The organism is Microbacterium sp. USTB-Y, assembly GCF_023703415.1.
Lineage (GTDB): Bacteria > Actinomycetota > Actinomycetes > Actinomycetales > Microbacteriaceae > Microbacterium.
The window spans coordinates 170385-195343 of sequence record NZ_JAGMTU010000003.1 but is presented as its reverse complement, the minus strand read 5'-3'; the positions used below and the strand labels follow the sequence as shown (position 1 = coordinate 195343).

General features: G+C 72.0%; 26 protein-coding genes. 11 read left to right on the top strand and 15 right to left on the bottom strand.

The features are described from left to right. Positions 1-75 precede the first annotated feature (75 nt). Entirely contained in the window at positions 76-600 is a 525-nt protein-coding gene (locus J8G10_RS08160) for a DUF6611 family protein (protein ID WP_251442953.1), read from the top strand. 142 nt (positions 601-742) lie between these two features. Here the strand turns inward: J8G10_RS08160 and J8G10_RS08155 are convergent, their stop codons facing one another. The 3 genes from J8G10_RS08155 to J8G10_RS08145 form a co-directional block, all read right to left on the bottom strand. Continuing rightward, positions 743-2923, bottom strand: coding sequence for a malate synthase G (locus J8G10_RS08155; protein ID WP_251442950.1), 2181 nt, complete (start codon positions 2921-2923; stop codon positions 743-745). Further along, the gene (locus J8G10_RS08150) at positions 2920-3351 is read right to left on the bottom strand and encodes a heme-binding protein (RefSeq protein ID WP_251442947.1); all 432 of its coding nucleotides are present in this window, start codon (positions 3349-3351) and stop codon (positions 2920-2922) included. The genes J8G10_RS08155 and J8G10_RS08150 overlap by 4 nt, the downstream gene beginning before the upstream one ends. A gap of 129 nt (positions 3352-3480) precedes the next feature. Further along, a complete protein-coding gene (locus J8G10_RS08145) occupies positions 3481-4080 on the bottom strand; it encodes a YbhB/YbcL family Raf kinase inhibitor-like protein (protein WP_251442945.1) in 600 nt (199 codons plus the stop codon). 94 nt (positions 4081-4174) lie between these two features. Between J8G10_RS08145 and pyrE the strand changes: the two genes are divergently transcribed. Then, positions 4175-4750: an orotate phosphoribosyltransferase gene (gene pyrE / locus J8G10_RS08140; RefSeq protein ID WP_251442942.1), complete on the top strand. Its 576-nt coding sequence runs from the start codon at positions 4175-4177 to the stop codon at positions 4748-4750. Between the two features lie 118 nt (positions 4751-4868). Continuing rightward, positions 4869-5786, top strand: coding sequence for an ROK family protein (locus J8G10_RS08135; protein ID WP_251442940.1), 918 nt, complete (start codon positions 4869-4871; stop codon positions 5784-5786). A 230-nt stretch (positions 5787-6016) separates the two neighbouring features. Here J8G10_RS08135 and J8G10_RS08130 read toward each other — a convergent pair whose 3' ends face one another. The 6 genes from J8G10_RS08130 to J8G10_RS08105 all read right to left on the bottom strand — a co-directional run bounded on the left by J8G10_RS08130 (position 6017) and on the right by J8G10_RS08105 (position 10460). Next, complete coding sequence (locus J8G10_RS08130) at positions 6017-6181, bottom strand: hypothetical protein (protein WP_251442938.1); 165 nt, start codon at positions 6179-6181, stop codon at positions 6017-6019. Continuing rightward, positions 6178-6750: a YdeI family protein gene (locus J8G10_RS08125; RefSeq protein ID WP_251442936.1), complete on the bottom strand. Its 573-nt coding sequence runs from the start codon at positions 6748-6750 to the stop codon at positions 6178-6180. Before J8G10_RS08125 ends, J8G10_RS08130 begins: the two co-directional genes overlap by 4 nt. 2 nt (positions 6751-6752) lie before the next feature. Beyond that, positions 6753-7583 (bottom strand): HAD-IIA family hydrolase, encoded by an 831-nt coding sequence (locus tag J8G10_RS08120; RefSeq protein WP_251442934.1) that lies wholly within the window; start codon positions 7581-7583, stop codon positions 6753-6755. 170 nt (positions 7584-7753) lie between these two features. Then, a complete protein-coding gene (locus J8G10_RS08115) occupies positions 7754-8386 on the bottom strand; it encodes a metal-dependent transcriptional regulator (protein ID WP_251442932.1) in 633 nt (210 codons plus the stop codon). A 100-nt stretch (positions 8387-8486) separates the two neighbouring features. Next, complete coding sequence (locus J8G10_RS08110; protein WP_251442930.1) at positions 8487-8837, bottom strand: hypothetical protein; 351 nt, start codon at positions 8835-8837, stop codon at positions 8487-8489. Positions 8838-9149: 312 nt separating this feature from the next. Next, positions 9150-10460 (bottom strand): Nramp family divalent metal transporter, encoded by a 1311-nt coding sequence (locus tag J8G10_RS08105; protein ID WP_374208770.1) that lies wholly within the window; start codon positions 10458-10460, stop codon positions 9150-9152. A gap of 119 nt (positions 10461-10579) precedes the next feature. Here J8G10_RS08105 and J8G10_RS08100 point away from each other — a divergent pair, with 119 nt between their 5' ends. Further along, the gene (locus J8G10_RS08100) at positions 10580-11215 is read left to right on the top strand and encodes a TrmH family RNA methyltransferase (protein WP_251442928.1); all 636 of its coding nucleotides are present in this window, start codon (positions 10580-10582) and stop codon (positions 11213-11215) included. An 86-nt stretch (positions 11216-11301) separates the two neighbouring features. On the opposite strand, the gene J8G10_RS08095 is transcribed toward J8G10_RS08100, so the two are convergent. Both J8G10_RS08095 and J8G10_RS08090 read right to left on the bottom strand, forming a co-directional pair. Further along, complete coding sequence (locus J8G10_RS08095) at positions 11302-11505, bottom strand: hypothetical protein (protein ID WP_251442926.1); 204 nt, start codon at positions 11503-11505, stop codon at positions 11302-11304. A gap of 127 nt (positions 11506-11632) precedes the next feature. Further along, positions 11633-12982, bottom strand: a complete 1350-nt coding sequence (locus tag J8G10_RS08090; RefSeq protein WP_251442924.1) for an MATE family efflux transporter — start codon at positions 12980-12982, stop codon at positions 11633-11635. A 129-nt stretch (positions 12983-13111) separates the two neighbouring features. Between J8G10_RS08090 and J8G10_RS08085 the strand changes: the two genes are divergently transcribed. Further along, complete coding sequence (locus J8G10_RS08085) at positions 13112-13645, top strand: DUF1992 domain-containing protein (protein ID WP_251442922.1); 534 nt, start codon at positions 13112-13114, stop codon at positions 13643-13645. Here J8G10_RS08085 and J8G10_RS08080 read toward each other — a convergent pair. Continuing rightward, complete coding sequence (locus tag J8G10_RS08080) at positions 13642-14175, bottom strand: hypothetical protein (RefSeq protein WP_251442920.1); 534 nt, start codon at positions 14173-14175, stop codon at positions 13642-13644. The genes J8G10_RS08085 and J8G10_RS08080 overlap by 4 nt on opposite strands. Continuing rightward, positions 14172-14633 (bottom strand): DM13 domain-containing protein, encoded by a 462-nt coding sequence (locus J8G10_RS08075; protein WP_251442918.1) that lies wholly within the window; start codon positions 14631-14633, stop codon positions 14172-14174. The genes J8G10_RS08080 and J8G10_RS08075 overlap by 4 nt, the downstream gene beginning before the upstream one ends. Before the next feature lie 152 nt (positions 14634-14785). On the opposite strand from J8G10_RS08075, the gene J8G10_RS08070 reads away from it, so the two are divergent. Further along, positions 14786-15496, top strand: a complete 711-nt coding sequence (locus J8G10_RS08070; protein ID WP_251442916.1) for a response regulator transcription factor — start codon at positions 14786-14788, stop codon at positions 15494-15496. Next, positions 15493-16653 carry a sensor histidine kinase KdpD gene (locus J8G10_RS08065; protein WP_251442914.1) on the top strand — a complete coding sequence of 387 codons (1161 nt, stop codon included), beginning with the start codon at positions 15493-15495 and terminating at the stop codon, positions 16651-16653. Before J8G10_RS08070 ends, J8G10_RS08065 begins: the two co-directional genes overlap by 4 nt. A gap of 50 nt (positions 16654-16703) precedes the next feature. On the opposite strand, the gene J8G10_RS08060 is transcribed toward J8G10_RS08065, so the two are convergent. Next, positions 16704-18224, bottom strand: coding sequence for an HNH endonuclease signature motif containing protein (locus J8G10_RS08060; RefSeq protein WP_251442912.1), 1521 nt, complete (start codon positions 18222-18224; stop codon positions 16704-16706). Between the two features lie 263 nt (positions 18225-18487). Here J8G10_RS08060 and J8G10_RS08055 point away from each other — a divergent pair, with 263 nt between their 5' ends. From J8G10_RS08055 to J8G10_RS08040, 4 genes are all read left to right on the top strand, one after another. Next, positions 18488-20455, top strand: coding sequence for a M13 family metallopeptidase (locus tag J8G10_RS08055; protein WP_251442910.1), 1968 nt, complete (start codon positions 18488-18490; stop codon positions 20453-20455). Positions 20456-20637: 182 nt separating this feature from the next. Continuing rightward, a complete protein-coding gene (locus tag J8G10_RS08050; RefSeq protein ID WP_251442908.1) occupies positions 20638-21030 on the top strand; it encodes a hypothetical protein in 393 nt (130 codons plus the stop codon). A gap of 251 nt (positions 21031-21281) precedes the next feature. Further along, entirely contained in the window at positions 21282-22322 is a 1041-nt protein-coding gene (locus J8G10_RS08045) for a thioester domain-containing protein (RefSeq protein WP_251442905.1), read from the top strand. A gap of 175 nt (positions 22323-22497) precedes the next feature. Then, a complete protein-coding gene (locus J8G10_RS08040) occupies positions 22498-23373 on the top strand; it encodes an NAD-dependent epimerase/dehydratase family protein (RefSeq protein WP_251442902.1) in 876 nt (291 codons plus the stop codon). A gap of 84 nt (positions 23374-23457) precedes the next feature. Here the strand turns inward: J8G10_RS08040 and J8G10_RS08035 are convergent, their stop codons facing one another. After that, positions 23458-24930 (bottom strand): peptide MFS transporter, encoded by a 1473-nt coding sequence (locus J8G10_RS08035; RefSeq protein ID WP_251442899.1) that lies wholly within the window; start codon positions 24928-24930, stop codon positions 23458-23460. Between the last annotated feature and the right edge of the window lie 29 nt (positions 24931-24959).

Genomic DNA, 24959 nt, shown 5'->3' with positions numbered 1-24959 from the left:
GGGATCCGGACCGGATCCGTTTGCATTCCGTAGGGATCGGGTCCGTTCCGCGCACCTGGCGCGCACCGTGGATCCATGGTCATCGAACAGCGAACCACGCCCTCGCAGCATGGCGCCTCCCCGCACGCGCTGCACCGCTCCCGCCCGCACTGGGGCTACCTGTCGCGCTCGGTCAGCCGCTACGGCGTGGTCTCGAGCACCCTCGTGATCTACTCCCCGGACGCCCCCGCACCGGAGCGGCGCCGGGCCGAGCTCTCCCGCGGATACGGCGTCTTCGCGTTCGGCGGCGGCCTGCTCGTCTGGATCGGCTGCGCGGCCGCGGGCATCGCGCCGCTGGCCGCGCTCGTGGCGATCGCGGCCGTCACCGTGCCCGTCGGCATCGCCCTGGCGCGCGGCACCCGCGCGGTGCGCCGTACGGCGGCGACCGTGACCGCGTGCTGCTCCGGGCTCCGCGTCGACGGCGAGGACCGGGATGCGCAGCGCCGGCTCGACGCCCTGGCCGACTCGATCCAGGGCGCCAGCGCCGCCTATCGCGCGGGGGCGCTCGACCGGGAGGGCTTCGAGCGCGTGTGGCGAGCGGTCTACACGCACGCCGCCTGACCGGCACGCGAAGGCGGGACCCCGGATGCGAATGACGAAACGCGGCCCCCAGGAAGGGGCCGCGTTTCGTCTCGCGCGGCCTCGCGGCCTTGCCCGCTCAACGACCTCATGAGGCAGGGGAGCGACGCGGGGATGCGGAAGGTCAGCCGCGCGCGGCCTGTTCGGCCTTCTTCTCGCGGCGCAGACCGTGCAGCAGCGGCTCGGTGTAGCCGCTCGGCTGGGCGGCGCCCTCGGTGATGAGGCGACGGGCCGCGGTGAACGCGATCCCCGGCTCGGCGCCGTCGGCGAAGGCGAGCGGCTCGTAGTTCGGGTCGCCCGCGTTCTGCGCATCCACGACCCCGGCGAGGCGGCGGAGGCTGTCGTCGACCTGCGCCTCGGTGATCACGCCGTGCTGCAGCCAGTTCGCGAGCAGCTGGCTCGAGATGCGCAGGGTGGCGCGGTCCTCCATGAGGCCCACGTCGTGGATGTCCGGCACCTTCGAGACGCCGATGCCCTGGTCGATCCAGCGCACCACGTAGCCGAGGATCGACTGCACGTTGTTGTCGACCTCGGTGGCGACGATCTCCGGGGTGAGGTCGCCCTCGGCGGCGAGCGGTGGAACCAGCAGCCGGTTCAGCGCCTCGTCGTCGACGGGCGGCAGCGCCGCGCGCGCGGCGAACGCGTCGACCTGGTGATAGTGCAGGGCATGCAGCGTCGCCGCGGTCGGCGACGGCACCCAGGCGGTCGATGCGCCGGAGAGCGGGTGCGCGATCTTCTTCTGCAGCATGTCGTGCATGAGATCGGGCTCGGCCCACATGCCCTTGCCGATCTGGGCGTGCCCGGTCAGTCCGGATGCGACGCCGATCGCCACGTTGCGGTCCTCGTACGCCTGCATGAACGGCTGCGCCTTGATGCCGGCCTTCGGGAGGAACGGGCCGGCGTGCAGCGAGGTGTGGATCTCGTCGCCGGTGCGGTCGAGGAAGCCGGTGTTGATGAAGACGACGCGATCGCTCGCGGCGGCGATCGCGGCGGCGAGGTTCGCCGAGGTGCGACGCTCCTCGTCCATGATGCCGACCTTCATGGTCCCGGCCGGAAGGCCCAGCAGCTCCTCGACGCGGCCGAACAGCTCGGCCGCGAACGCGACCTCCTCGGGGCCGTGCATCTTGGGCTTCACGATGTACATGGATCCGGTGCGCGAGTTGCTGCCCTTGTTGGCGCCCTCGAGTTCGGGGAGGGAGCCGAGCGCGGTCATGATCGCATCGACGATGCCCTCGAACACCTCGTCGCCGTTGCGGTCGAGCACGGCCGGGGTGCGCATGAGGTGGCCCACGTTGCGGACGAACAGCGTCGCACGGCCCGGCAGCGTGACCTCTCCGCCGTCTGCCGTGCGGTAGACCCGGTCGGCCGCGAGCGAGCGAGTGAACGTCTTGTCGCCCTTGGTCACGGTCTCGGTGAGGCTGCCGTCCATGAACCCGCGCCAGTTGCGGTAGCCGAGGGCCTTGTCGTCGCCGTCGACGGCGGCGACCGAGTCCTCGAGGTCGAGGATCGCGGTGAGCGCCGACTCCAGGATGATGTCCTGCACGCCCGCGGCGTCGGTGCGGCCGATGGCGCCTGCGCGGTCCACGAGGATCTCCGCGTGCAGTCCGTTCTGCACCAGCAGCACGGTGGCCGGCGCGTCGGCGTCGCCGGTGTAGCCGACGAAGCGGGTCGGATCCGCGAGGCGGCGGTCGCCCGTCGCGGTCGACACGACGAGGCCGTCCGCGTCGACGCGGTAGCCGGTGGCGTCGCGGTGCGATCCCTCGGTCAGCGGCGCGATCTCGTCCAGGAACTCGCGGCCGAACGCGACGACCTCGGCCGCGCGCTTCGGGTTGAACTCGCGGCCGGGCGCCAGCTCGCCCTCGCGGGAGATGGCGTCGGTGCCGTAGAGCGCGTCGTACAGGGATCCCCATCGGGCGTTCGCGGCGTTCAGTGCGAAGCGCGCGTTCAGCAGCGGCACGACCAGCTGCGGGCCGGCCATCGTGGCGATCTCGGGGTCGACGTCCGACGTGGTGACGGCGACCTGCTCCGGCACCGGCACGAGGTAGCCGATCTCGGTGAGGAAGGCGCGGTAGGCGGCCGGGTCCGGCTGGCCGGGGTTCTGCCGGTGGAACTCGTCGATCTGCTGCTGCAGCTCATCGCGCCGGGCGAGCAGCGCGGCGTTGCGCGGCACCAGGTCGTGCACGATCGCACTCGCGCCCGCCCAGAACGCTGTGGCGTCGCGGCCGGAATCGGCAAGGGACGCTTCAGCGAACTCGACGATCGGCGCGGCGACCGACAGGTCAGCGCGGGAGAGGTACGAGGTCATAGTTCCATTCCTTCTGTGCGGGCGCCGAGGCGCTTCAGGGTTTCGAGTGCGATCTCCGCGTCGAGCGCGGGCGGACCGCCGGCGATGCCGAGGCCGCCGACGTGGTCGTCGCCGAAGAAGATCGGCACGCCCCCGTCGATGGTGGTCATGGTGCCGCCCGTGCCGAGCGGAAGGGTCGCCGCGAGCGCGTCGGCGATCTGCCCGGTGCGGCGGCGGATCGACGCGCTGCTCTTCGCCTTGCGCTGCGAGGTCTCGGCGCTGTGCGGGGTGGAGCCGTCGGCCATGCCGTAGGCGATGAGCGTCATCGACGGATCCGCGACGGCGGCGACCGTGGGCAGGCCGCGTTCGGCGCCGATCTCGAGGGCGAGCGCCACGGCGCGGGCGGCCGTCTCGTACGTGATCGTGACGGTCTGTCGGTGCGTGGACATCGGCGTCTCCCTCGGCGTGATTTATCTCGATGTCGAGATTACCTCTCGGAAGGAGATTATCACAATGTGAAGCTTAAGTTCCACATCTTGAAAGAAGGTGCCGCGTCGGTCCCGGATCCTCCCCGCCGCTCACCGCTCGGAGGGATCCGCCGTGCCGACGAGGATGCCCCGCGCCAGCACATGGAAGTGCCGGTTGAAGCCGAGATAGGCGGGCGTCTCGTCGCCGTCGAGGTCGATCTCCTCGATGTCGAGCGCGTCGACCGTGATGACGTAGCGGTGCACGCCCGTGCCGGCCGGCGGGGCGGCGCCGATGTAGCGCGGCAGGCGCGCTTCGTTCGGCAACGTGATCGCCTGGGCGGGGAGGGATCCGGGTTCGCCGTCTCCCGCGCCCGCGGGCAGTGAGCGCACGTCGGCCGGGATGTTCGCGACGGCCCAGTGCCAGAAGCCGGATCCGGTCGGCGCGTCCGGGTCGTAGACCGAGAGCGCGAAGCTCTTCGTGCCCGCCGGCGGCTCGCCCCAGACCAGGCCGGGAGACCGGTCGTCCCCGCCGCGCGACTCCGACCACGCCCAGACGGGCAGCGGCCCGTCCGCGTCGAAGTCGGGGCTGGAGAGCTCCAGCGGGGGCACCGGCTTGAGCCGGGCGAGGGCGGCGTACGTGTCGACGTCGAGCATGCGGTCCTCCAGTCGCGGCGGCTCGCATCGCGTCGCTCGCGGTGTCGAGACGGCCACGGCCCATCCTCGCACCGTCGGGGCGGACGCGACCAGGGCGGATCCGCTGTGGTCGTACTCCTGTGGCCGGGGGCCGCCGTCCTAGACTTGAGCCGTGACGCTCAGCACCCCCGAACTCGAAGCAGACCGGCAGGCCCTCATCGGCCTCATCACCGACGAGGCCGTGTTCCACGGAGACTTCACGCTGGCCAGCGGCAAGAAGGCCACGTACTACGTCGACATGCGCCGGCTCACCCTGGACCACCGTGCTGCGCCCGCGATCGGCCGCATCGTGCTCGACCTGATGCAGGGGCTCGAGGGCATCGCGGCCGTGGGCGGCCTGACGCTCGGCGCCGACCCCATCGCCAACGCCGTGATGCACGAGTCGGTGCGCGCCGGATCCCCGGTCGACGCCTTCGTGGTGCGCAAGGAGCCCAAGGACCACGGCCGCGGCCGCCAGATCGAGGGCGCCGACGTCGCCGGCAAGCGCGTCGTCGTCGTCGAGGACACCTCGACCACCGGCGGCTCGCCGCTCAAGGCGGTCGAGGTGCTGCGCGCCGCGGGCGCCGAGCCGGTCGCCGTGATCTCGATCGTCGACCGCAAGACCGGCGCTCAGGCCGCCGTCGAGGCGGCCGGGCTGCAGTGGCTCGCCGCGATCGACCTCGACGACCTCGGGCTCGCGCCGCAGTGACCCGCGATCGTCGTGACATCCGCGGGATCCTGACACGCATGCAGGACGGATCCGCGGATCCGATCCTGCAGGCATCGCCGCATCCTGCCTCCGTCCCCGCCGCGATGAGGAGCGCCGAATGACCGGATCCGAGGACCCCCGCATCGCCCTGGCCGTCGACGTCGGCGGCACCAAGCTCGAGGCCGCGCTCGTGCGCGCCGACGGGACCGTCGTCGACGGCACCCGCAGTCGCCGCCCGACCGGGCCGGAGGCGACACCCGACTCGCTGCGCGCCGCGATCGGCGAAGTCGTCCGCCACGCGCTCGCCGGCCGTGACGCCGACCACGAGCTGATCGGCGCGGGCATCGGCAGCGCCGGCCCCGTCGACCGCGAACAGGGCACCATCGTCCCCGTGAACATGCCCGGCGCGCACGGGTTCGACCTGCGCGGTGCCGTGCGGGACGCCGCCGCGGCCGCGGTCGGCGCACCGGTGCCGACCGTGCTCGCGCACGATGGCGGCTGCCTCGCGCTCGCCGAGTCGTGGCTCGGCGCCACGCAGGGCGCTGCGGCGTCGCTGTCGATCGTCGTGTCGACGGGCGTCGGCGGCGGCTTCGTGGTCGGCGGGCAGTACCTGCCCGGCGCGTCGGGCAACGCCGGCCACCTGGGACAGGTGCACGCCGCCGAGGGGCTCACGGTCGAGCAGGTCGCCTCCGGGCCCGCGAGCGTGGCCTGGGCCCGCACGCAGGGCTGGTCGGGCGAACAGGGCGAGGACCTCGCGCGTGACGCGGCAGCCGGGGACCCGCTCGCACGGGCGGCGATCGAGAGGTCCGCCCGCACCGTCGGCGCGGCGCTCGCCGATGCCTCGACCCTGGTGGATCTGGAGGTGGTCGCGATCGGCGGCGGGTTCTCCCGCGTCTCCGCCGACTACATCGACCTCGTCCAGGCCGCGCTCGTGGCCACAGCCGCGCACGACTACTCCCGGCGCACCCGCGTGGTGCGTTCCGGACTCGGCGACGAGGGGCCGCTCATCGGCGCCGCGGCGCTCGTGCTGCGCTAGCGGGCGGCGCGGGATCGAGCTCCGTTCCCGGGGCGCTGAGCGCGGGATCGAGCTCCGTTCCCGGGGACGTTGAGCGAGGACGCGCAGCGACCGAGACGAAACGCGGTTCTCTGCAAGGGCGCCGCGTTTCGTCTCGCGCGGCCTGCGGCCGTGCTCGCTCAACGACCCCGGGCGCGGCGTGTGGGCGTGCTCGCTCAACGGCCCCGGGCGCGGGGTGTGGTCGGCCGGGCTCAGCTCTTCCGCGGCGGGTCGTCCTCGTCCCAGGGGCCTTCCCACCAGGCACCGCGGTCGCGGGCCGAGCCGCCCCGACGGCTGCGAACGAACTGCACGATCCACGCGGCGAGGGTGCCGAGCGCGATCACCAGCGCGACCCAGAGGATCGGGTTCGTGCTCACGGCCGCTTCCCCTCTGCCGCGTCCGCCACGATCTTCGCGATGCGGGCGGCCCTCGTCTCGGGCCGCTTCGCCATCGCGATCTGCGTGAGGCCGAGCTTCTTCACCGACGGCGGGAACGCGTCCCACCCGGCGCGCGCGAGGGGCGCCGCGTCGAGGGCGGCGGCGAGGTCGTCCGGCTCGATGCCGGCTTCCGGGCCGTCGAGCACCGACCAGGCGCCGTTGGCCTTGGCGATCTCGATCGCGCGGATCCCGGCCGCCTCGAGCAGGCCCGCCTCCTCGAGCAGCGCGATCCGGGCCTTGTTCGTCGCGGCCCACCCGCTGGACGCACGGCGCGGCGCGAACCACAGCCCGCCGATGCGCTCGTCGAAGCTGCGCACCGGGCCGTCGATCCACCCGAAGCACAGCGCCTGCAGGATCGCCTCCTCATAGCCGACGTGCACGTCGTCGTTGCCGGGGCGGGGGCGCACCAGCCAGGCGCCGGTCGCCGTCCCGTGGTTCGCGGCGAGCCAGGAGCGCCAGGCGGCGGCGTCCGCGGCGACGACCCGCTCGCCCTCGTCGAGTGCGCCCATGCTCAGTCCCGGGAAGTCTTCTGGGCCTTCTGCGGGATCGTGCGGATCGTCTCGGTGATCCGGGGGAGCAGATCCGCCACCGACTGCACGACCTCGTCCGGACGGAACGGGTACTTCTCGATCTCCGCCGTGTCGCTGATCCCGGTCAGCACGAGCACCGTGTGCAGGCCCGCCTCGATGCCCGCCACCACGTCGGTGTCCATGCGGTCGCCGATCATGCCGGTGCGCTTGGAATGGGCGCCGATCTTGTTCAGTGCCGAGCGGAACATCATCGGGTTCGGCTTGCCGACCACATAGGGATCCCGCCCGGTCGCCTTGGTGATGAGGGCGGCGATCGCCCCGGTGGCGGGCAGTGGCCCGTCGGCGCTCGGCCCCGTGGCATCGGGGTTGGTGACGATGAAGCGTGCACCGCCGTCGATCAGGCGGATCGCCTTGGTGATCGCCTCGAACGAGTAGTTGCGCGTCTCGCCGACCACGACGAAGTCGGGGTTCGTCTCGGTCATGATGAAGCCCGCGTCGTGGAGGGCCGTGAGGATCCCGGCCTCTCCGATCACGAACGCGGATCCGCCGGGGAGCTGCTGCTTCAGGAAGTCGGCCGTCGCGAGCGCGGAGGTCCAGATCCGCTCCTCCGGCACGTTCAGCCCGCTCGTGCGCAGCCGCGCGGACAGGTCGCGCGCGGTGAAGATCGAGTTGTTCGTCAGCACGAGGTAGGGGATGCCACTGCTCTCCCAGTTGGCGAGCAGCTCGGACGCACCGGGGATGGCGTCGTTCTCGTGCACGAGCACACCGTCCATGTCGGTGAGCCAGCATTCGATGTCGTCGCGTTGTGCCATGCGCCCAGCCTAGAACCCGCGGGTTACGGGCGGATGACGGCGCCGCCCACCGCCGAACTCAGGCCGGATCTGCGGGGGAGGCCCGGATCCGGCTCCGTTCGCCCCCTCGGACGGGATCCGGCCTGAATTCGGCGGGCGGAGCTCCGGCACCGTCGACCCCGAAGCCGGCGTCAGGCCGACAGCCAGACGGCGTCGGCGCCGTCCGTCGGGAGCTCGACCTCGGCGCCGTCGATCTTCAGTCCCTCGGAGGTCACCGTGACCTCGCCGCCGATCACCAGACCGGCCGACTCCAGGGAGCGCAGCAGCTCGGGATCCCGGTCGTCCACCCGCAGCACCCGGCCGGTGTGGCCGGCTGCGGCATCGGCGAGCAGGACGAACGGCTCTCGCTCGATGCGGCCGTCCGCGCCGGGGATCGCGTCGCCGTGCGGGTCGAACCGCGGCCTGCCGAGACGGGCGTCGATGCCCTCCAGCAGCCGGTCGCTGATGGTGTGCTCGAGCACCTCGGCCTCGTCGTGCACCTCGTCCCACGCGTAGCCGAACTCCCGCACGAGCCAGGTCTCGATGAGGCGGTGTCGTCGGATGATCGCGAGAGCCCGCTGCTCCCCGTCGTCGGTGAGGCGCACGGCTCCATAGGGCACGTGCGAGACGAGGCCCGACGCGGCGAGCTTCTTCACCATCTCGGTGACGCTGGACGGGGCGATGCCGAGCTTGGCGGCGAGCTGCGACGGCGTGATCGGCGCCGGCTGCCATTCGGTGTGCGCGAACACCGTCTTGAGGTAGTCGTCGGCCGCGGGGGATGCCACGGATCCAGCCTAACCTCTCCGCCTCGTCGTCCTCCGTGGAGTCGTCCCCCTGAGCACGGTCCATAGGTCGTCCTCAGGGGGACGACTCGGAGCGCGGGGGTCAGTGGCCGAGGGAGGACAGCACGGAGAACGCCGCCTGGCCCGCGAAGAACATCACGATGAAGCCCGCGGCCGCGCCCAGCAGCGAGAGGCGGCCGTCGAATCCCTCGACGCCGCGCATGCCGATCGCCCTGGCGCGGAACGCCAGGATCAGGGTGAGCGCCCCGAGCGCGAGCTGAACCCAGGGGCTGCCGACCGGCATCAGCTTCGGCACGGCGATCAGGAGCACCCCGAGAGCGGCGGTGACGAGCGACGCCCAGGTGCAGATCCGCACGGCGCGACGCGCGGCGGCCTGCGCTTCGGCCTTCTCTGCGGCGCGCTGCGCGGCGGACGGGCGGCGGGATCGGGCCATGCTCCGAGCCTACCCGCGGCGGCTGTGCTCCCCATGCGGGCCGGATCCTCCTTCCGGTGGATCCGGTGGCCGTGCGGCAGCCGGTGGGCGTGCGGGATCCGGTGGGCGTGCGGGATCCGGGGTACTGACCGCGAGACCGAACCCGCGCCCCGAGACCGCGCGATTCATCGTCGGTCTCGGGACGCAGGTTCGGTCTCGCGGGAATCGCGAACCGGCCGGGCGCGGCGGCCGAGCGGGGCGGCCGGGCGCGGCGGCCGGGCGAGCGGTCCCCGACGAGCCGGGCGCGGGCGGCGGGGGAGCGGGTGAAACGGGTCAGGATCCGGTCAGGAGCAGCCAGAGCAGCACCGCGTTGAGCGCGATGAGCAGGGTCACCGCCACGATGCCGGCGACGGTGGTCCACGGCCGGTTGGCGTAGGTCCCCAGGATCCGTCGCCGAGCGGTGAGTGCGACGAGCGGGATGAGGGCGAAGGGGATCCCGAACGACAGCGCCACCTGGCTGAGCACGAGGGCGAACGTGGGGTCGACGCCGAGCCCGAGGATGACGAGCGCCGGGATGAGGGTGATCAGGCGGCGCACGGGCATTGCGATGCGCACCCGCAGCAGGCCGTGCATGATCTCCGCGCCCGCATAGGCCCCCACCGCCGTCGAGGCGAGGCCCGAGGCGAGCAGCCCGACGGCGAAGAGCGTGCCGATGAGCGGGCCGAGCTGCGCGCTGATCGCGGCATGGGCGCCCTCGAGCGAGTCGGTGCCCTCGACTCCCGGCAGCGTGGCTGCCGCGAGCAGCAGCATCCCCAGGTTCACGGCGCCGGCGACGACCATCGCGAGGGTGACGTCCCACCGGGTCACGGCGAGAAGCCGCGCGATCGGGGTGCGCGGGGCGGGCGGCGGCGTCGCGACGGACGCGGTTCCGGCGGAGGGGGCGGCCGGCGTGCCGAAGCGATCGCGGGCGAGGGCGGAGTGCGCGTAGATCGCGTGCGGCATGATCGTCGCGCCGAGGATCGAGGCGGCCAGCAGCACGGATCCGGAATCGGTGAACCGCGGCGTCAGACCGCCGAGGGCTGCGGCGGGATCCGGCGGGGCAACCAGGAGGCCGGCGAGGAACCCCACGGTGACCACGGCGAGGAGGCCGATCACGACGAACTCGAAGGGGCGTGCGCCGCGCCGGCCCTGCACCGCGAGCAGCGCCATCGACACGGCGCCGGTGATCAGTCCGCCGAGCAGCAGCGGGAGGCCGAACAGCAGCTGCAGCGCGACGGCGCCGCCGATGACCTCGGCGATGTCGGTCGCCATGGCGACGAGCTCGGCCTGCAGCCAGTACGCACGGCGGGCGAAGCGGTTGCGCAGACCGTCGCCGAGCAGCTCGGGAAGGCTGCGCCCGGTGACGATGCCGAGCTTCGCCGAGAGGTACTGCACGAGCCAGGCGATGACGTTCGCGACGACGACCACCCACACCAGCAGGTAGCCGTAGCCCGCACCCGCCGTCATGTTGCTCGCGACGTTGCCCGGATCCACGTAGGCGACTCCGGCGACGAGTGCCGGTCCGAGCAGGGCCACGCCGCGTGCGGAAGCGGGCGCACCGGCGCGCCCGCTCGGCGGCGCGTCGATCACGGTCGTTTTAGGCACACCGAAAACCTATCTCATATTTAGGCTAACCGAAATATCTGATTCCCCCCGCGGCAACCCCGCGGCGACGGCACCCGCCGCCGCGGATGGCGGGTGCCGTCGCCGGATACGCTGGCGGGATGCAGGATCCCGAGCCCGTCGCCGAACCCGAGCTCGATCCTCCGCACGGCGTCGGGCCGTGGGAGGGGGAGTGGCCCTCGGACGACCGCTTCGATCCCGAGCTGCTGGCGCACGGCGACCGGCGCAATGTCGTCGACGGATACCGGTACTGGCGGATGGAGGCGATCGTCGCCGACCTCGATACGCGCCGGCACGGCTTCCACGTCGCGATCGAGAATTGGCAGCACGACATGAACATCGGGTCGATCGTGCGCAGCGCCAACGCGTTCCTCGCCGACACCGTGCACATCATCGGCCGCCGCCGCTGGAACCGCCGTGGCGCGATGGTGACCGATCGCTACCAGCACGTGGTCCATCACGAGACCGTGGCCGAGTTCGCCGATTGGGCCAAGGCGGCGCGGATCCCGATCATCGCCGTCGACAACCTCGACGGCGCGCTCCCCGTCGATCAGGCGGAACTGCCGGAGCGCTGCGTGCTGCTGTTCGGCGCGGAGGGTCCCGGGCTCTCGCACGAGGCGCTCTCCGCGGCCTCCGGGCACGTCGAGATCACCCAGTACGGGTCCACCCGCTCGATCAACGCCGGAGCTGCGGCGGCGATCATCATGCACGAGTGGTGCCGGAGGCACGCGGGCTGACCGGCACCGCGGTTCAGATCCGGCTCGCGCGAGATTCGACGCCCCGGGGAGACTGTCGCATCAGTGCCGGCGGGAACGGTCGGCGGTCAGTCCCGGTCGATGTTGAACGTGTGCTTCATGAGGGCGTTGACGTCGCGGTCGATGTTGCGGATCTCGCCGACCAGTTCGACCCGCAACGCATGGATCTCCGAGCGCATCACCCGGATGAACATCGTCGACACGATCGTGATCATGCCGAACATGCCGGCTGCGAACACTCCGATCAGTGTCCACACCTGTGGTTCATTCATGGTCAGCACCTCTTCAGTGTCGCTCGGATCGATCCAGATTGGCAACGCGTTCGGGCTGTTGGGTCTCCGACGGCGTGATCGGTGGAAAACGCTGATCGGACCGCACCTGTGCGGATCGGGAGCGCGCTCAGACGGCGAGGGAGAGCCAGCGTCCGGTGCGCACGCGGAGGCCGAGCGTGACCAGGCGCGCGCACAGGTAGACGCCGAAGAAGGCGACGGCGAGCCAGACCAGCCCGGCGACACCGGAGACCCCGGTCGCGGCGATGATCGCGAGCGCGGGGAGGAAGGGGACGAGGTTCAGTCCGCCTGCGAGGGCGAGGTACCGGGCGTCGCCCGCTCCCATGAGCACTCCGTCGAGCACGAAGACGACGCCCGCGATCGGCTGGGCGATGGCGAGCACGATCAGCGCCGGCTGGATGAGTGCGGCAAGGTGCGGGTCGCCGGTGAAGGCGAGGCCGATGACGGCCGACAGGGCGGCGATGAGCGCGCCGACGATCACCCCGAACCAGGCGCCCCACGCGACGGTGCGGGCCAGCACGTGCCGTGCGCCGTTCGGATCCAGGGCTCCCAGGCTCTTGCCGATGAGGGCCTGCGCGGCGATCGCGAGAGCGTCGAGGGCGAACGCCGCGGCGGAGAACACCGTGAACACGACCTGCCAGCCGGCGAGCTCGCGCGTGCCGATGCCCGTCGCGACGGCCACGGTCGCGAGCAGCGCGACGCGCAGGCTCACGGTGCGCAGGAACAGCCACCCGCCGGAGCGCGCGGATCCGCGGATCCCGCTCAGCTCGGGGGAGATCGACGCGTCGTGACGGCGGGCGAGGCGGCCGATCACGAGCACGTAGGCGCCGACCATGCCCCACTGGGCGACGACCGTGCCGAACGCGGATCCGGCGATGCCCCAGCCGAAGCCGTAGATGAACAGGGCGTTCAGCAGCGCGTTCGCCGCGAAGCCGATGCCGGCGATCCACAGCGGGGTCATCGTGTCCTGCATCCCGCGCAGCAGCCCGGTCGCGGCATAGACGACGAGCATGGCGGGCAGCCCCCACATCGAGGGCACGAGGTACGCGCTCGCCTGCGCGGCGACAGCGGGACTCGCGCCGAAGAGCGGGATCACGGCGGGGGTCAGCAGCGAGCCGATCACCGCGAGCACCGCGCCGAGACCCAGGGCGAGCCACATCCCGTCGATGCCGACCGACACCGCATCGCCGTGCTCGCCCGCCCCGAACCGTCGTGCCACCGCGGGGGTCGTCGAGTAGGCGAGGAAGATCATCAGGCCGACGATGGTCTGCAGGATCGCCGAGGCGATGCCGAGTCCGGCGAGCGGCGTCGTGCCCAGGTGTCCGACCAGCGCCGCGTCGACCATGAGGAACGCGGGCTCCGCGACGAGCGCGCCCAGCGCAGGCACCGCGAGCCGGACGATCTCGCGGTTCAGGCTCGGCGCCGCGCTCGGGGTCTCGCTCGGGATCGGGGAGGGCACCGTACGAGCCTAGGGGTGCGTGCGGACATCCCGGCCGTCCGGCGATCTCTCCTCCCGGCCCCCGGCCGCCGCCCGCCGGCCGGCGTTAGGCTGAGAGCACCCGAGGTCCGACGAGAACCGGAGGAACCCATGGCCGACGACGAACAGAGACGCCGCTCGCACGCCGAGCGCCTGCTGAGCGCCACGCCCGCCGAGTCGACGGCCCCGCCGTCCACGTTGAACGCGGAGACGATGCCCGCGGTCGTCGAGACCGCGATCCAGGTCGCGATCCGGCAGGGGCAGTTCGACGATCTGCCCGGCGCGGGCAAGCCCATCCCCGGACTCGGCGCCCACCACGATCCGGACTGGTGGATCCGGCGGAAGATCGAGCGCGAGAACCTCACCGGCCTCGGCCCGCCTGCGCTCATGCTCCGCGTGGAGGACCGCGAGCTCGATGCCCAGCTTGACGGGCTGCGCCGGGAGGCCGATGTCCGTGCCGTGCTGGAGGACTTCAACCGCAGGGTCATCGAGGCCCGGCGCCAGCTGTTGGGCGGCCCGCCCGTGGTGACGAGGCCGCGCGACGTCGACGCCGAGATCGCCGCGTGGCGGCAGCGCCGAGAGGTCGCGGTGGCCGCCGCGCCCGCCGCCGTCGCGGAGCCGAAGAAGCGCTGGTTCCGCCGCTAGACGACGGGCGGTGTCCTACCGAGCCCCCGCGCCTTGCGCTGGCGTTCCCACAGCCACGCCACCCCGAGCCGCCCCGACCGGGGCAGGGCCAGCACGATGGCCGAGAGCAGCACCATCGCGGGGTACTGCGCGATGAGCTGATCCGACGACCAGTAGAGCATCAGCGTGGCGATGGATCCGAGCGCGGCGATCGTGGTCGTCACCCGGCCGAGCCCGAGCACGAGCAGGATCCCGAGCGCGATCTCGAGGGCCGGGATCGCCAACCCGAACAGACCGGGCGCGGCCTGCATGAGTGCCCCGAGCGGGCGGAAGAAGAACGGGATCCGGGAGTTGCCGGCGGCGCCCTGGGCGACGAGGAGGATGTCGGCGGATCCGAATCCGGCCCGGTACTTCAGCAGCCCCTCGCCGAGCCACAGCACCCCCGTCGCCACCCGGGCCAGGGCTCCGGCGAGAGCGACGACGAGCATCCCGCGGGCGGGGGCGGCGGGTCGCACGGAGGCCCGCGCGGCACGGGCCCCGGCGGCGGTCATGACAGCGCGGCGGCCCCGAACACCGCCTTGGCCTTGTCGCAGTGGATGACGACGTCCTTGTACATCGACGGGTCGACGCCGTTCAGCGGGAACGTCTGCGAGTCCTTGTCGAAGGCCACGGCGTCGATCTGCTTCCCGGCGGAGACCGCCGCCTCATCGGTGCCGTTCGTGAGGTAGACGTGCAGATCGGGGCCCTCGTCGGAGGAGAACCCGCTGAGGACCAGCTCGGATCCCGACACGGTGACCGTGCCCTTCACCGCCTTGCCGTTGAGCCCCATGAAGGTCCCGGTCATCGACGGGTGATCCATCGGCGACGACGATGCCATCGGAGACGAGCTCGACATCGTGTCGGCCGAGGGGGAGGATCCGCCCGGGGTCGAGCTGCAGCCGGCGAGGGTCAGTCCGAGGGCGAGGACGGCCACGCCGATCGAGGAGGGGACGAGTGCGGACCTGCGCATGATTGCTCCATTCCTGGGGAAGCGCCGACGACGAGGTCGCCGCCGGTCGTGAACGGATCCGACGCTAGGCACCGAGAACCGAGCGCAGGGGAGTTCTTTCGAGGACGTAAGGATCTCGGATCCGCATCCCGGGGCGGGGATAGCCTCGGTGCATGGAGACGCCGGGAACCTCTGTGCCCCGGGTGGCGCTCGTCGAGGACGATCCCACCGTGCGGGTGGCGGTCGAGCGCTACCTCGGCGCGAACGGCTACCTCGTCGACGCGTTCGGCGACGGGGTGTCGGCGCAGCGCGCGGTGCGCGCGGATCCGCCCGACGTGCTCATCGTCGACCGCATGCTGCCGGGGATCAGCGGGGACGAGCTGGCGCGCGACGCGAGGGCCCGCTCGGCGGTGCCGATCATCATGCTGACCGCGCTCGGCGAGGTCGAGCAGCGCATCGCCGGGCTGGAGAACGGCGCCGACGACTACCTCGTGAAGCCCTTCGCGCTGCGCGAGCTGCTGCTGCGGGTGGACGCGCTGCTGCGCCGCTCCCGTGCCGCGGCAGCCCTGACCCGGGAGATCGTGCGTGGCGCCTTCCGGCTGGATCCCGCCCGCAGACGCGTGCACGTGCGCGGAGACGAGGTGCTGCTCGCCGCGCGCGAGTACGAACTGCTCGCGTACCTCGTGCAGCACGACGGCGAGGTGCTCTCGAGGGACGACATCCTGCGCGAGGTCTGGGGCTGGTCCTTCGGCGAAGGGTCGACGGTCACGGTGCACGTGCGGCGGCTGCGCGAGAAGATCGAGCGCGATCCGCGTCGGCCTGCGCATCTGCTCACCGAGTGGGGTGCGGGGTACCGGTTCTCGGCCGACGGATCCGGAGCATGACGATGATGCCGCTCGGCGCGCTGGATGTGCTGCTCATCGTGCTGACCGCGCTGGGATGCGCCGCGGTCGTGACGCTCGTCGCCGTGCTGGTGCTGCGTCGCGCGCGGGGTGCGGGGCTCACATTCCGGCTGGTCGTGGTCGGAGCCGCCTCGGTGCTCGCCCTCGCGACCGGCGTGCTCGCGATCTCCGCAGAGATGTACCTCTCGGTGCACGACTTCACGGTGCTGGTGTGGGTGCTCGGCGCCGCCCTTCTGTGCGCGCTCGCGACGGCGTGGATCACCGCGAGAGCGGCGCGCAGCTCGGTGCAGGAGCTCACGGCCGCGGTGCGCCGGGTCGGCGACGGCGACGTCGTCGACGGTGGGGCGAGCGGCTGGCGCGAGTTCGACGACCTCTCCGCCGAGCTCGCCGAGGTCTCCGCGAAGCTCAGCGATGCACGCGCCGAACTGGAGCGACTCGACTCCGACCGCCGCCGGTTCCTCGCGTGGATCTCGCACGACCTGCGCACGCCGCTCACCGCGATCCGCGCGCTCGCGGAGTCCGCCGAGGCGGGTCTCGCGGACCCGGCCGCTCTGCCCGGCCAGGTGCGAGCACAGGCCGACACCCTGGGGCGGATGGTGGACGACCTGTTCGAGCTCTCGCGCATCACGTCCGGCAGCCTCCGACTGCGCACGGAGCAGGTCGAACTGCTCGACGTGGTCTCCGACGCGGTCGCCGACGTCAGCGCCGCCGCCGGGCAGCACGGTGTGCGGATCGTGCAGCAGGGGATCGAGGGGCATGTGCTGTGGGCCGATCCGCATCAGCTCACGCGCGTGATCGTCAACCTGCTCACGAACGCGGTGCGTCATGCACCGGACGGATCCGAGATCCTCGTCTTCGCGGAGTCGCCGTCGCCGCACCGGCTCGTGCTCGCCGTGCTCGATCACGGCAGCGGCGTGGCCGTGGAGGATCTGGACCGCATGTTCGAGGTCGGCTGGCGCTCGGATCCGTCCCGCAGCGCCGGCGCCGCGCCCGACGCGGTCGCCTCGGGTGCGGGCCTGGGCCTCGCGATCGCCCGAGGGCTCGCGCGGGCGCACGGCGGAGACGTGGTCGCCGAGCACACGGACGCCGGCTTCTGCCTGAAGGTGACGCTGCCGATGGGGGACGCGGGCGAGGTCTGAGGGTCCGGCCTTCGAGGCGAGTCCCGCCCTTTCCCTGTCCGGCCTGTCTCCTACCCGGGTGGTGCGAGGGCATCGGCGGGCGCCCGATGCAGGGCGTCGGTGAGGCCGCCCCTGGTGCGTGGCCGGAACCAGGTGCGGGCAGGGTCCCACCAGTGCGGTCCGCGTAGCTCGGGGACGCCGCGGCGCATTCGGATCTGCCAGCCGGACGTCTCGAGCGTACGGTGGTGCTGCCAGCAGAGGGCGACGCCGTTGCTGGTATGGGTGGGGCCGCCAGCGGCGTGCTCTTGGACGTGGTGGATCTCGCACCAGGCGGCGGGGGTATGGCAGCCGGGAATGAGGCATTCCCGGTCGCGGAGCACGATCGCACGGCGCTGGAGGGCGGTGAAGACACGAGCGGTGGTGCCGATCGACACGATCTGGCCGTGGTCGTCGAACAGCACCCGTTGGATGCCCCCGGCGCACGCGGTGTGTCGGGCCACGCTGAGGGGGACGTCGATGTCAGAGCCCTCGAGGAACGCCCGCCCCGAGCCGGTCGCGTAGTCCTTCGCGGTTACGGAGACGACCAGGGTGGGTGCGGCGCCGCCGAGGGCGGGCACGCCGGGCCGGCCGGCCGCGATGTTCAGGATCGCCGCGAGATTGTCGTGATCGCGTTGCGCGCGAGTGCGGGTGTCGGCAGGAGCGGCCGGGCCCCCGGGGAACGGCGATGCGTCGGGCGCCTCGGTGTCGTCGACGAACCGGACCCCGGCGCGCGCCCCGTCGCCGGTGGGGTCGAGGCGGCCGGTGAGGTCGGCGGCGCTCGGGGCGGCCGGGTTGTTGAACGCGTCGAACAGCCGCTCGAGCACGGCCGCGACCTCGGGCAGCAGCCCGCCGCGGACCGGCCGCACTCCGTCGCGGAGCCGGCCGATCGTGATCCCCCGGTTGCGCTCCGCCCTGCGATCCTCGGGTTCCGCCCCGTCCGGATCGAGCGCGAGCATCAGAGCCCGCGCGTGATGCGCGAGCTCGTCCGTCGACGGCGCCGGTCCCGGGCGACCATGCTCATCGGGCAGGTCTGCTCCGCGGGCCATGGCGGCGAGGATCTCGTCGACCGCGTCCCGCATCTGCCCGTCGATCCTGTTCCCGGACCGCTCGACCGGCCCGACCGCGGCGAGCAGCCCCGTCACCGAGAGGTCCCCGTCCCTAAGGGCCCGCCCCAGCGCCTCGAACCGGGCGGCCGCGTGCTGCCCGGACGAGAGCAGCAGGTCACGCCTCACCGCGTCCGCAGCGTGCAGGTATCGGCGGGCCGTGCCGACATCCACCCGCAGAGCCCGCCGGAGCAGCTCGGTCACGTTCGCGCAGCCGGCCCGCGTGCTGATCCCCGAGGAAGCGGGACCCAGATCCCGCTCGGCTGCGCGAGCAGCGACCGTCGTGATCCCCGCGTCGATCAGCCGCTGCACGCGGCCGCAGGCCTGCAGGATCCGGATCGCCTCCGCATCATCGATCCCCTCGAACTGCCCCACGACCTCGTCGGACGCGCACATGCCCCGCAACAGGTGCTCGACCTGCTCCAGAACCTCACGCGTCGTGGATGTCATACCCCCATGAAACCGCGGACCACCGACATTCCAACCCCAGATCAGGCGCAAGAACTGTTGCTGTGGAGAACTCTCTTGGACCCCCCTCTGTGCAAGGACGAAGAGCGTCGGCTCCCCGAGTCCAGGAGCCGTGCACCACGGATGCTCGGCCGGCCCCTGCGCCCGGAACGCCGCTCCCGGGATCCTCCTGAGCCGGTGCGCGTTCGCCCACGGCGTCGGGCGATCCGTCGAGCTTGTCGGAGTGCCCGCATAGGCTGATCCCCATGACCGACGTTCTCCCTTCCGGCCTCGCCATCGGCGATTTCGACCCCGCGATCCGCCCCCAGGACGACCTCTACCGGCACGTCAACCACACCTTCCTCGAGAACACCGAGATCCCCGCCGACAAGGCGCGCTGGGGCTCGTTCCACCTGCTCGCGGATCAGGCGGAGAAAGACGTCCGCGCCATCATCGAGGAGGCGCAGACCGCCGACGAGGGCACCGAGGCCCGCAAGATCGGCGACCTGTTCGCGAGCTTCATGGACACCGAGCGCATCGCCGCGCTCGGCACCGCGCCGCTGAAGGAGCCGCTGGCGGCCGTCGACGCCATCACGACGATCGGCGAGTTCCTCGCGACCGTCGGGTCCCTCGACCGACAGGGCATCGCCGCGCTCATCGGGGTCTTCGTGGAGCCCGATCCGGGCAACCCCGAGCGCTACGTGCCGTTCGCCGTGCAGGCGGGCCTCTCCTTGCCCGACGAGAGCTACTACCGCCTCGACAGCTTCGAGGGCGCCCGTGCCGCCTACCGGGCGCACCTGGAGCGGATCCTCGCTCTCGCCGGCGTGACCGATGCCGCGGACCAGGCCGAGCGCGCATTCGGGCTCGAGCACGAGATCGCCGGCCACCACTGGGACAACGTCGAGAGCCGCGACGCCGTCAAGACCTACAACCTGAAGACGTGGGACGAGCTGCAGGAGCTCGCCGGGGTCGACCTGGCGCCCTGGCGGGACGCGGTTGCGGGCCCGGCCGGACCCGCGGCCTTCGACGAGGTCGTCGCCTACCAGCCGAGCTTCTTCTCGGGCCTCGGATCCCTGCTCGTCGCGGACCGCCTCGACGACTGGAAGGCCTGGCTGCGGGCCAAGGTCGTGCACGGCCTCGCCGCGTACCTCACGGACGACATCGTGCAGGAGAACTTCTCGTTCTACGGCACCGAGCTCACCGGCGTGCCGACGATCCGCGAGCGCTGGAAGCGCGGCGTCTCGCTCGTCGAGGGCTCGCTCGGCGACGCAGTCGGCAAGGTCTACGTCGAGCGGCACTACCCGCCGTCCGCCCAGGCGGCGATGGACGAGCTCATCGGCAACCTGCTCGAGGCGTACCGCCAGTCGATCACGACGCTCGAGTGGATGAGCCCGGCCACGCGCGAGAAGGCGCTGGCGAAGCTCGACACCTTCACCCCGAAGATCGGCCACCCGAAGACCTGGCGCGACTACTCCGCGGTGGTCATCGACGCGGGCGACCTCGTGGGCAACGCCGGTCGCGCGGGGCGGTTCGAGCACGACCGCCAGCTCGGCAAGGTGGGCAAGCCCATCGACCGCGACGAGTGGTTCATGCCCCCGCAGATGGTGAACGCGTACTACAACCCGCTCATGAACGAGATCGTGTTCCCGGCGGCGATCCTGCAGTACCCGTTCTTCGACGCCGGCCGCGACGCCGCCGCGAACTACGGCGGGATCGGATCCGTGATCGGCCACGAGATCGGCCACGGCTTCGACGACCAGGGCAGCCGCTACGACGGAGACGGCAAGCTGCAGGACTGGTGGACGGACGAGGATCGCGCCGCCTTCGAGGAGCGCACCGCATCGCTCATCGCGCAGTACGACGCCCTCGTGCCCGAGGGGCTGGGCGCCGAGCACCACGTGAACGGCGCGCTCACGATCGGTGAGAACATCGGCGACCTCGGCGGCCTCGGCATCGCGCTCAAGGCCTACGAGATCGCGCTCGGCGGTGCCGAGGCCCCGGTCATCGACGGCTACACGGGCGTGCAGCGCCTGCTGCTGAGCTGGGGCCAGGTCTGGCAGCAGAAGAGCCGGGAGGCCGAGACGATCCGCCTGCTCACGATCGACCCGCACTCGCCGAACGAGTTCCGCTGCAACCAGATCCTTCGCAACATCGACGCGTTCTACGACGCGTTCGGGGTGGCGGAAGGCGACCGGCTATGGCTCGCCCCCGAGGAGCGCGTCACGATCTGGTGACGCTCGTCGTTCGCGATGCCCTCGTGGGGTCGTTGAGCGAGCACGCCGGAGGCGACCGAGACGAAACGCGGCGTCCTCGACGGAACCGCGTTTCGTCTCGGTCGACCGCCGCCCGTGGGCGCGGCCCCGGGGGGATCGGCACCGGCGATCGTCCCGCGGGCCCGCCGCGTTAGGCTCGCCCCATGATCCCCGCAGACTGGACCCCGCACCGCCGTGAGGACGGCGAACTGCTCGGGTGGATCCGTCCCGAGGGCGCCGATTGGCTCGCCGTCGACGTGCTCGGGCGCGAGCTCACCGGAGAGATCGACTGGCTCGACGCCGAGGCGGCGCTGGAAGAGCACGGGATCCGCTGGCTGGCTGATCCGTGGATCCTCGAGGGGGAGGGCGAGGGCCCGCTCCGCGTGCAGATCGTGGAGGTCGTCCCGGAGGGCGACGGGCGGATCACCGTCAAGGTCGACGACTTCGGCGACATGCAGCGCCCGCCGACCCGGCGCTATGCCCTGGGCTGGCCGCTGCCGTCGCGGCTGCGTCCGCTCGGCCCCGGGGATCCGGACGGCCGCACGATCGCACGCTGACCGACGCTCCGACGGTGCGCTGACGCGCCGACCGCACGCCGACCGCTCGCGCCCACCGCTCGCGCCCACCGCCACGGTCGCCCGCGCAGGTGCCGGCCCGTACCGCGCCCCGGGCCGACGGGCACTCGTCGGATCGGGGTGCGAGGATCGCGTGCCGGCGCCCGCGTCACCTCGACGGCCCTGCGTACTCCTTTCCTTTCGGGGACGGTGGCGAATTCCGCCACCGCGAACGAGAACTGGGGAGTAGCAGCATGGAACAGAAGGACAGCGCGCACGTCGCGGGCGCAGGCCTGTCGCGCCGCACGATCGTCAAGGGCGCAGCATGGTCGCTGCCCGTCATCGCGGTCGCGGTCGCCGCACCCGCCTTCGCCGCGTCGAACGGCACCGAGATCAACCCGGGCAGCACGCCCGTCCCGACGGGCGTGTGCACACCCGTCGGGAACATCCGCTTTGCGCTGACGAAGAACGGGGCCCCGGTGGCGAACCAGGCGATCATCGTCACCCTGCCGCCCGCGGCGCCCGCGGGGCAGTCCTCGTTCCACTGGAGCGACGGCACCACCGCGCCGAAGACCCTCCTGTCGGATGCCAACGGCATCGTCGACCTCACGAGCCTCATCGTCACCAGCTCCACCCCCGGCACCTACGACGTCGTCGGTCAGATCGCTCCGAACGGCCCGACGGCGAGCATCCCCGTCATGGTCTCGGGGCTGTGGATGGGCGCCCTGACCCAGGGCTACGGCGGTACCGGGATCCACGCGGTCTTCACCAGCACTCCGGCGGATCCCGGCAACCCGGGCACTCCCGACTACTTCTCCTACTGCGTCGAGCACGACGTTCCGGCGAAGTCGGACATGGCGGCGACGGCCGGCGGCCTCGGCACCTACCTGGGCAGCAACTACCTCACGGGCAGTGCCGACATCTACAGCAAGGTGCTCTGGATCATCCAGAACAGCTACCCGGGGATCACCCTCAGCGCGTTCTCCGCGGCCGTGGCGGCATGGGCGCCCGGCGCGGGACACCCGTTCACCGCCCCGCTGAGCGCCGACGACGCGATCGAGGCCACCCAGTACGCGATCTGGCGGTACACCGACCTCACCTTCGACGCGGCGTGGAACTTCGAGACGCCGAACTCGGAGGCCGCTTACTGGTACCTCCTCGCCCAGATCAACGCGGGGGAGCGCGGTACGCAGAGCGGGACGACCGGACTGATCACCTCGGAGGCGAAGTCCGTGTGCAGCACGCCCACGGGCGGCGACCACGCGCAGTCGCAGATCCTGGTCGTGCCGGCCTGATCGCCCACAGGGCCGTCCGTCTCGGCGCCGTCCGAACCATCGCCCCGGGCGGCGCCGAGGGTGCGTCGCTCCGTGCACTCGAGACGCGGACGGCCGCATGATCTCCCGCTGGGGGGCGGCCCCGACCCGTCCGCGGCGGGAATAGGATCCGTCACGCCGGGCGTTCGCGAATCGTATGAAGGTTCTTCTCACCGGCGCGACCGGATACATCGGCTCCTCCGTCCTCTCCCGTCTCCTCGCCGAAGGACATGAGGTGACCGCGCTCGTGCGCGACGCCGCCAAGGCCCGCACCGTCGAAGAGGCCGGCGCCATCGGCCTCGTCGGCGACGTGACCGATGCCGCGCTCGTGGCGGAGGCCGCGTCCGCCGCCGACGGCGTCGTGCACACGGCCTCCACCCCCGAGGGCGACGCGGCGTTCATCGACGCCGTGCTCGGCGCGCTCGAGGGCAGCGGCAAGCCGTTCGTGCACACCGGCGGGATCTGGAGCTACGGCGCGGGGAGCGACATCACCGAGGAGAGCCCCCTGGACCGTCCGGCCCTGACGGCCTGGCGCGCGGCAGGCGAGGACCGCGTCCTCGGTGCGACCGGGGTGCGCGGCGTCGTCGTCGCACCGGCGCTGGTGTACGGCCGCGGCGGCGGGCTGATCCGGCTCCTCACCGATGAGACCGACGGGGGAGTGCGTCTGATCGGAGACGGCAGCCAGCACTGGACGACCGTCGATGTGGATGACCTGGCGGCCGTGTACGTGCTCGCGCTGGAGAAGGGGCGCGCCGGAGCGACCTACATCGGCGCCTCGGGTCAGAACCCCACGGTCCGCGAGCTCGGAGAGGCCATCGCCGGCGGATACGACGTGGCCGAGGGCGTCCGGCCCGAGAGCGCCGCAGACACCCGTGCCCGGCTCGGCGAGGCGTTCGCCGACGCGCTGCTGCTCGACGAGCAGGCGTCCGGCGCCACGGCGCGCGCCGAGCTCGGCTGGGAGCCGGTCGCACGGCCTCTCGTCGAGCAGCTCGCCGCCGGCGAGTATCTCGGCGACAGCGTCGCCGCGCGCTGAACCCCGTGGGTTCCCGTCGCAGAAGATGTCGCCGTCACCGGCCCGGAACGGCGTCTTCTGCGACGGGAACGGATCCCGCTCGCGTCAGCGCACGCCCTTCATGAGCGCGAGCACCGGCTTCGCGCAGACCAGCAGGCCGACGCCGACGAGGATCGCGATGCCGCCGAGGATCGAGAAGTACGGCACCTCGTTCTTCGGGTCGTAGTAGGTGACCAGCCAGCCCGAGATCGCGGTGCCGAGCGAGACGGACAGGAAGAACAGGGCGACCATCTGCGTGTGGAAGGCCGCGGGTGCGAGCTTCGTCGCCGCCGACAGCCCGATCGGGGAGAGCAGCAGCTCCGCCACGGTGAACACGAACAGGATCCCGATGATCGCGAGCAGCGGGGTCGAGTTCGCCGGGCCGTTCGCGAACGGCAGGAACAGCAGGAACGCGGCGCCCATGACCGCCGCGCCCAGGGCGAACTTCACCGGCGTCGACGGCTGGCGGGAGCCGAGCTTGGTCCAGATCGCGGCGAACACACCCGAGAGCACGATGATGAAGATCGGGTTGATCGACTGCACCCACGAGACCGGCATCGTGAAGCCGAACAGGTCGCGGTTCAGGCGGGCGTCGGAGTACACGGTCAGCACGGTGAACTGCTGCTGGTACAGGGACCAGAACGCCACGCTCGTGATGAACAGCGGCAGGAATCCCCACACGCGCGAGCGCTCGGTGGCATCGATGCGGCGACTCGTCAGGATCACGGCGAAGTAGGCGATCGCCGCGACGGTCGCCGCGATGATCACCACGGTGGCGAGGTTGTCGGCGCGGATCACGCCCGTGAGCACCAGCACGACGAGCACGACGATCGCGGCGATCGCGAGGAGCACCGCCGTGACGTACTTGTTCCGCGGCAGCGGGTTCGCGACCCGGCGCGCCGGGGCGGGCAGCGCCCGCCGGCCGAACGAGTACTGCACGAGCCCGGCGGCCATGCCGACCGCCGCGATGCCGAAGCCGACGTGGAAGCCGAGCGTCGACTGCAGCAGACCGGTGACGATCGGGCCGAAGAACCCGCCGAGGTTGATGCCGAGGTAGAACAGGGAGAAGCCGGCGTCGCGGCGCGGATCCTCCGCCGAGTAGAGCGTGCCGACCACCGAGGTGGCGTTCGCCTTGAGCCCGCCGGATCCGATCGCGACGAGGATGAGGCCCACGGCCACGCCGGCGGCACCCGGCAGCAGCGCGAGGGCGATGTGGCCGGCCATGATCACGATCGCGCTGTAGAAGAGGGTGCGCTCGGACCCCAGGATCCGATCCGCGACCCAGGCGCCGAGGATCGTCGACAGGTACACCGACCCGCCGTAGGCGCCGACGATGCCGCCGGCGACGGCCTTGTCGAGCCCGAGCCCGCCGTCGGTGACCGAGTAGTACAGGTAGATCAGCAGGATCCCCTGCATGCCGTAGAAGCTGAAGCGCTCCCACATCTCCACGCCGAACAGGTGCGCGAGCGCCCAGGGCTGCCCGAAGAATCGGGTGTCGCGCTCGCGGTGCTCGTCGGTCTCCGGTGCGGTGCTCATCATTCCAGGGTAGGCCGCGCGGGCGCGGACCG

What these genes read in the sequence shown, in the direction of transcription:
- J8G10_RS08160 (WP_251442953.1), top strand. Translation starts at nt 76, where the DNA reads ATGGTCATCGAACAGCGAACCACGCCCTCGCAGCATGGCGCCTCCCCG.
- J8G10_RS08155 (WP_251442950.1), bottom strand. Translation starts at nt 2,923, where the DNA reads ATGACCTCGTACCTCTCCCGCGCTGACCTGTCGGTCGCCGCGCCGATC.
- J8G10_RS08150 (WP_251442947.1), bottom strand. Translation starts at nt 3,351, where the DNA reads ATGTCCACGCACCGACAGACCGTCACGATCACGTACGAGACGGCCGCC.
- J8G10_RS08135 (WP_251442940.1), top strand. Translation starts at nt 4,869, where the DNA reads ATGACCGGATCCGAGGACCCCCGCATCGCCCTGGCCGTCGACGTCGGC.
- J8G10_RS08125 (WP_251442936.1), bottom strand. Translation starts at nt 6,750, where the DNA reads ATGGGCGCACTCGACGAGGGCGAGCGGGTCGTCGCCGCGGACGCCGCC.
- J8G10_RS08120 (WP_251442934.1), bottom strand. Translation starts at nt 7,583, where the DNA reads ATGGCACAACGCGACGACATCGAATGCTGGCTCACCGACATGGACGGT.
- J8G10_RS08110 (WP_251442930.1), bottom strand. Translation starts at nt 8,837, where the DNA reads ATGGCCCGATCCCGCCGCCCGTCCGCCGCGCAGCGCGCCGCAGAGAAG.
- J8G10_RS08100 (WP_251442928.1), top strand. Translation starts at nt 10,580, where the DNA reads ATGCAGGATCCCGAGCCCGTCGCCGAACCCGAGCTCGATCCTCCGCAC.
- J8G10_RS08095 (WP_251442926.1), bottom strand. Translation starts at nt 11,505, where the DNA reads ATGAATGAACCACAGGTGTGGACACTGATCGGAGTGTTCGCAGCCGGC.
- J8G10_RS08085 (WP_251442922.1), top strand. Translation starts at nt 13,112, where the DNA reads ATGGCCGACGACGAACAGAGACGCCGCTCGCACGCCGAGCGCCTGCTG.
- J8G10_RS08080 (WP_251442920.1), bottom strand. Translation starts at nt 14,175, where the DNA reads ATGACCGCCGCCGGGGCCCGTGCCGCGCGGGCCTCCGTGCGACCCGCC.
- J8G10_RS08075 (WP_251442918.1), bottom strand. Translation starts at nt 14,633, where the DNA reads ATGCGCAGGTCCGCACTCGTCCCCTCCTCGATCGGCGTGGCCGTCCTC.
- J8G10_RS08070 (WP_251442916.1), top strand. Translation starts at nt 14,786, where the DNA reads ATGGAGACGCCGGGAACCTCTGTGCCCCGGGTGGCGCTCGTCGAGGAC.
- J8G10_RS08065 (WP_251442914.1), top strand. Translation starts at nt 15,493, where the DNA reads ATGACGATGATGCCGCTCGGCGCGCTGGATGTGCTGCTCATCGTGCTG.
- J8G10_RS08060 (WP_251442912.1), bottom strand. Translation starts at nt 18,224, where the DNA reads ATGACATCCACGACGCGTGAGGTTCTGGAGCAGGTCGAGCACCTGTTG.
- J8G10_RS08055 (WP_251442910.1), top strand. Translation starts at nt 18,488, where the DNA reads ATGACCGACGTTCTCCCTTCCGGCCTCGCCATCGGCGATTTCGACCCC.
- J8G10_RS08050 (WP_251442908.1), top strand. Translation starts at nt 20,638, where the DNA reads ATGATCCCCGCAGACTGGACCCCGCACCGCCGTGAGGACGGCGAACTG.
- J8G10_RS08045 (WP_251442905.1), top strand. Translation starts at nt 21,282, where the DNA reads ATGGAACAGAAGGACAGCGCGCACGTCGCGGGCGCAGGCCTGTCGCGC.
- J8G10_RS08040 (WP_251442902.1), top strand. Translation starts at nt 22,498, where the DNA reads ATGAAGGTTCTTCTCACCGGCGCGACCGGATACATCGGCTCCTCCGTC.
- J8G10_RS08035 (WP_251442899.1), bottom strand. Translation starts at nt 24,930, where the DNA reads ATGATGAGCACCGCACCGGAGACCGACGAGCACCGCGAGCGCGACACC.